Annotated in this window: 4 protein-coding genes; 3 read left to right on the top strand and 1 reads right to left on the bottom strand. The window is 75.2% G+C overall.

Annotation, left to right across the window (positions count from 1 at the left end; translation table 11 throughout):
- Positions 1-45 precede the first annotated feature (45 nt).
- Positions 46-513: a MarR family winged helix-turn-helix transcriptional regulator gene (locus tag AE652_RS35315; protein ID WP_049659084.1), complete on the bottom strand. Its 468-nt coding sequence runs from the start codon at positions 511-513 to the stop codon at positions 46-48.
- A gap of 327 nt (positions 514-840) precedes the next feature.
- Between AE652_RS35315 and AE652_RS35310 the strand changes: the two genes are divergently transcribed.
- The 3 genes from AE652_RS35310 to AE652_RS35300 all read left to right on the top strand — a co-directional run.
- Positions 841-1,431, top strand: a complete 591-nt coding sequence (locus tag AE652_RS35310; protein WP_049659083.1) for a lytic polysaccharide monooxygenase — start codon at positions 841-843, stop codon at positions 1,429-1,431.
- A gap of 224 nt (positions 1,432-1,655) precedes the next feature.
- Positions 1,656-2,753, top strand: coding sequence for a hypothetical protein (locus AE652_RS35305; protein WP_049659082.1), 1,098 nt, complete (start codon positions 1,656-1,658; stop codon positions 2,751-2,753).
- Positions 2,754-2,957: 204 nt separating this feature from the next.
- Positions 2,958-4,868 (top strand): glycerophosphodiester phosphodiesterase family protein (locus AE652_RS35300; RefSeq protein WP_082346178.1); only part of this gene is annotated, 1,911 nt, incomplete at its 3' end.

Here is a 4,868-nt window from a genome sequence, read left to right as displayed (position 1 = left end):
GGCCGGGCCCGGGGGAGTGGCGTGGCGGCGCGGGGCCGGCCGGGGTCAGCGGGTGGGCGCGGCGGCGTCCACGGCCTCGACCGCCTGGACCAGCGAGGCCAGCGCGGGGGTGCGGGCGGCCTCGTCGAGCGCCTCGCGCAGCGCGGCGTCGTTGGTCGGCCGGGCCTGCTCCAGGAGCCTCAGGCCGTCCTCGCTCACGTTGGTGTAGATGCCGCGGCGGTCGGTCGGACACAGGTAGCGCGACAGCAGCCCGCGGTCCTCCAGTCGGGTGACCAGGCGGGTGGTGGCGCTCTGGCTGAGCACGACCGCGTCGGCGACCTGCTTCATCTGCAGGTGCCCGCCCTCGTCGTCGTGCTGGCGGCTGAGCACGTCGAGCAGCGAGTACTCGCGCACGCTCAGGTCGTGCTTCGCCTGCAGGGCGCGTTCGATGTGGGACTCGATCCTGCCGTGCAGGAGGGACAGGGCGCCCCAGCCGTTGGCGAGCGCGGTGAGCGCGGGGTCCGTGGCGGTCATGGGCCCCTCCTTCCGGGTATGGCTGGGTCCAGGATAAGCCATGAACAGAAATATCGGCCAGAGCTTGTATAGCGCTTGTGCAAATAATCTCCCGTGCGATTCGGGCGCGGGTGGGGCCGCGGGATGCCGGTCGGAGCCCAGTCATCACGCGGCTTTGGCGCAAATGGTTCAGACCATTGACGCGGAGGGAAGGCAGATCCTACGGTGTCGGGCAACCGGTCTGGCGCGGGCATGCCATGTCTCGGGCAGACCGCCGTGCGCACCCCCACGCGCACGCGCACGCCCCGCGCCGGGCGCACACTCCATCCACCCCCACGGAGGAGCACCATGCGCAAGCGCCACCTGATCGCCGCCGCCGCGGCCGCGATCGCCCTGCCGATCGCGGCGGCCCTGCCGGCCCAGTCGCACGGCTTCATCAACCTGCCGCCGAGCCGCTCCGCGCTCTGCGGGGCCAACGCCGTCCCGTGGGACTGCGGCGACATCCAGTGGGAGCCGCAGAGCGTCGAGGGCCCCAAGGGCTTCCCGACCCGCGGCCCGGCGGACGGCACCATCTGCGCCGGCGCGGACGCCCGCTGGGCCCCGCTGGACAACCCCCGGGGCGGCAGCTGGCCCACCACCAAGGTGACGGCGGGCCAGCAGCTCACCTTCACCTGGGAGATCGAGGCCCGGCACTCCACCAGCAGCTTCAGGTACTTCCTGACCAAGCCCGGCTACGACGCCAGCCAGCCGATCACCCGGGCCTCCCTGGACCTGACCCCGTTCCTGACCGTCCCCTACAACGGCCGCCAGCCCGCCGCCACCACCACCCACACCGCGACCCTGCCCACCGGCCGCACCGGCCACCAGGTGGTCGTCGCCGTCTGGGACGTCGCCGACACCGGCAATGCCTTCTACTCCTGCACCGACGTCCAGTTCTGACCGCTCCCCGCCCGTCCCGACGGCCCCGGCCGTCGCGTGCCCGCCGCCGCCGCCCGAACCCGGACGGCGCCGGCGGGCCGCCCGCCCCCCGTGCTGAAGGCCCCTCCCCGTCCGTGCTCGCGCGCCGCAGAAGCCGCAAATAGGTACATTGGCGACATTTGGCAGCAGTGCCAAGGCTCCGCGCGTCCACGCAAGAAGGCCGACCGCCTTCGGAAAGGGTCTCCATGCGCCCCGACCTCAGCCCCGCCGTCCTCGCCGAGCTGCGCCGGCCGCGGCCCTACCCGGCGGTGTCGATCCTGATGCCCACCCACCGCCGCGAGCCGGACAACACCCAGGACCCGGTCCGGCTGCGCAACCTGCTGGCCGAGGCGAAGGAACGCGTCCAGGCCGACCCGGAGGTCTCCCGCGCCGACCGGATCGACGTGCTGGAGCAGCTCGACCGGGCCCTGACGGAGGTCGACCTGGTGCACGCCGAGGACGGCCTGGCGGTCTTCGCCGCGCCCGGCGAGCACCAGGTCTGGTCACTCGGGCGCACCGCCCCCGCCCGGGTGGTCCTGTCCGACACCTTCCTCACCCGCAACCTGGTCGCCTCGCACGCCGCCGAGCGCCCGCACTGGGTGCTCGCGGTGGCCGCCGACAAGGTGGTGCTGTGGGGCGGCACCGAGGAGCGGGTCACCGAGGACAAGGGGCACGGCTTCCCGCTGACGCGCGTCTTCGACAACCCCGACCCCGAGCGGCAGGAGCAGATCGGCGACACCCCCAGCACCTTCCGCGACGAGGCGACCAAGACCTTCCTGCGCCAGGCCGACACCGAGGTCGGCAGGCTGCTGGCCGCCGCCCCCCGCCCGCTGTACGTGGTCGGCGAGGCCGCCGCGCTCGCCCTGCTGGACGCCGTCGGCCCGATCGCCAAGGAGGCCGCCGCCCAGCTGCCGCACGGCGGCCTGGCCCAGGCCGACGCCGAGACCGTCCGCAAGGTGGTCGAGCCCGCCGTGCGCGCCCACGCCGACCAGGAGGTCGCCGAGCACCTCGCCCAGCTCGACAAGGCCCGCGGCGCCCAGCAGTTCGCGGCCGGACTGGACGAGGTCTGGCAGGCCGTCGGCCAGGGCCGGATCGCCCGCCTGGTGGTCGAGGAGAACTTCCGCGCCACCGTGCGCGACGACGGCGAGCACCTCGTGCCCGCCGAGGCCGGCGAGAGCGGGGCCCGCGAGGACATCGTCGACGAGGTGATCGAGCGCGCCCTGGACACCGGCGGAAAGGTCGGCTTCGTCCCCGACGACACCCTCGCCGACGCCGGCCGGATCGCCGCCGTCCTGCGCTACTGACCCGCCCCCCGACGCACCCCGCAGCCGCCCCGACGGGCGGCTGCGGCGCACCCGGCCCGCCGCGCGTCCGCCACGCTCGTACGGAAACGAACCGGCCAACCGGCGCACGGAATCCGCCATCTTCGCGCACCGCACGTGCAACGGCCACGAACGGTTCCCGGAATCGTGGCGCCCGGTTCGGCAATCGCCCCTAACCTGCGGCGCATGACACAGAGTCACCGCCCCCGCTCGGCCCGCCGCACCGGCCTGCTCGCCGCCGCCGTCGCCGCCTCGCTCGGCCTCGCCGCCGTCGCCCTGAACGTCCCCAGCGCCGTCTCCGCCGAAGCCGCCCCCGCGGCCGCCGCGGCCGGCGCCGCCCCGGCCCCCGGCGAGGTCGTCCTCGACGAGCACTTCTCCGGCCCCGCCCTGCCGGCCGGCTTCACCGCCGTCGAGGGCGACTGGAAGGTCGAGGGCGGCCGCCTGGTCGGCACCTCCGCCAACTCCGGGCAGCAGAGCCGGATCACCTTCGGCCGCCACCTGGACGACTTCCGCATCGAGGCCACCGCCCGCTTCGAGAGCGTCCAGGACAACGCCCGCTGGACCGCCCTCGGCCTGGACGTCCCCGCGTCCGGCGTCACCCCCTGGTCGATCGCCACCATGCGCACCGGCACCACCGCCGCCAACGGCCTGGAATTCGCCCAGCGCACCCCCGCCAACGTCTGGAACGTCACCAACACCGCCGCGGCCCCCACCGCCGCCGGCACCGGCCGCGACGTGCGCATCGCCGTCGAGGTCCACGGCACCACCGCCCTCTGGATATTCGACGGCAAGGAGGCCCTGCGCACCACCCAGGTCGCCCGCAGCGCCGACGGCGGCCAGGCCCTGGTGGTCAACGGCTCCACGGTCTCCTTCGACGACCTCAAGGTCACCGCGCTCGCCCCCGGCGGCTGGCTGCGCCCGGCCGGCGCGCCGCTGACCGTCTTCGCCCACCGCGGCGCCTCCTCCGCCGCCCCCGAGAACACCCTGCTCTCCGACGAGATCGCCCGCCGCGGCGGCGCCGAGTGGATCGAGAACGACGTCCAGCCCAGCAAGGACGGCGTCCCCTACGTCCTGCACGACGACACCGTCGACCGCACCACCAACGGCAAGGGCCGCATCCGCGACCTGACCGCCGCCCAGATCGACTCCCTGGACGCCGGCTCCTGGTTCGGCCCCGCCTACGCCGGCGCCCGCGTCCCCACCCTGGCCGCCCAGCTGGAGGACCTGCGCACCCGAGGCGGCAACCTGCTGCTGGAGATCAAGGGCCAGCACAGCCGCGACGAGGTCGCCCGGATCGTCAAGGAGGTGCGCGACCACGGCATGACCGGCCGGGTCTTCGTCCAGAGCTTCGAGGTGGACGCCCTGCGCTACACCCGCGAGCTGGCCCCCGAGCTGCCGCTCGGCCTGCTGCGCGGCGACTTCGACGCCGACCCGGTGGCGGTCGCCAGGGACCTCGGCCTGTCCGCCTACAACCCGTCCGACGCCGGCCTCGCCGCGCGCCCGAACGTGGTGAAGGACCTGCACGCGGCCGGCGTCGCGGTCAACGTCTGGACGGTCGACTCGGCCGCCCGCTGGAAGGCCCTGGACGCCGCCGGCGTCGACGGCGTCATCACCAACCGCCCGGCGGAGCTCGCCGGTTGGAACAGCGCCTGGCTCCAGGGCGGCGCCCCCGTCCGGCCCGCCGCGCCCACCGTGGCGATCACCTCCCCGGCCGCCGGCGCCACCCTGGACCGCGCCGCGCGGCCGGTGACCGCCGTCCAGTCCACCGGCGCCGACACCGTCCGCCTCACCCTGGACGGCAAGGAGCTGGCGCCCGGCACCGCCCTGGACGCCACCGCCCTCCCGCTCGGCGGGCACACCCTGCGCGCCGAGGCCACCGGCCCCGGCGGCCGCGCCGAGACCACCACCGGGTTCACCGTCGCCGCCACCCCCACCGGCCTGGCCGCCCTGGTGCTGACCTCCGGCGCCGACCGCAACGCCGTCGCCACCCTGACCACGATGCTCGGCCAGGGCCAGTACCGGCCGCTCGCCGCCTGGGCCGAGGACCAGGCCGGCCGCGGCGTCGTCGCCGACCGGGCCGGCCTGATCGCCGCCGAC

Origin of the sequence: Kitasatospora sp. MY 5-36 (genome assembly GCF_001182915.1) — a bacterium.
Classification (GTDB): domain Bacteria; phylum Actinomycetota; class Actinomycetes; order Streptomycetales; family Streptomycetaceae; genus Kitasatospora.
Note: the sequence above shows the minus strand (reverse complement) of the source record. Positions and strands in the feature narration are given on the sequence as shown.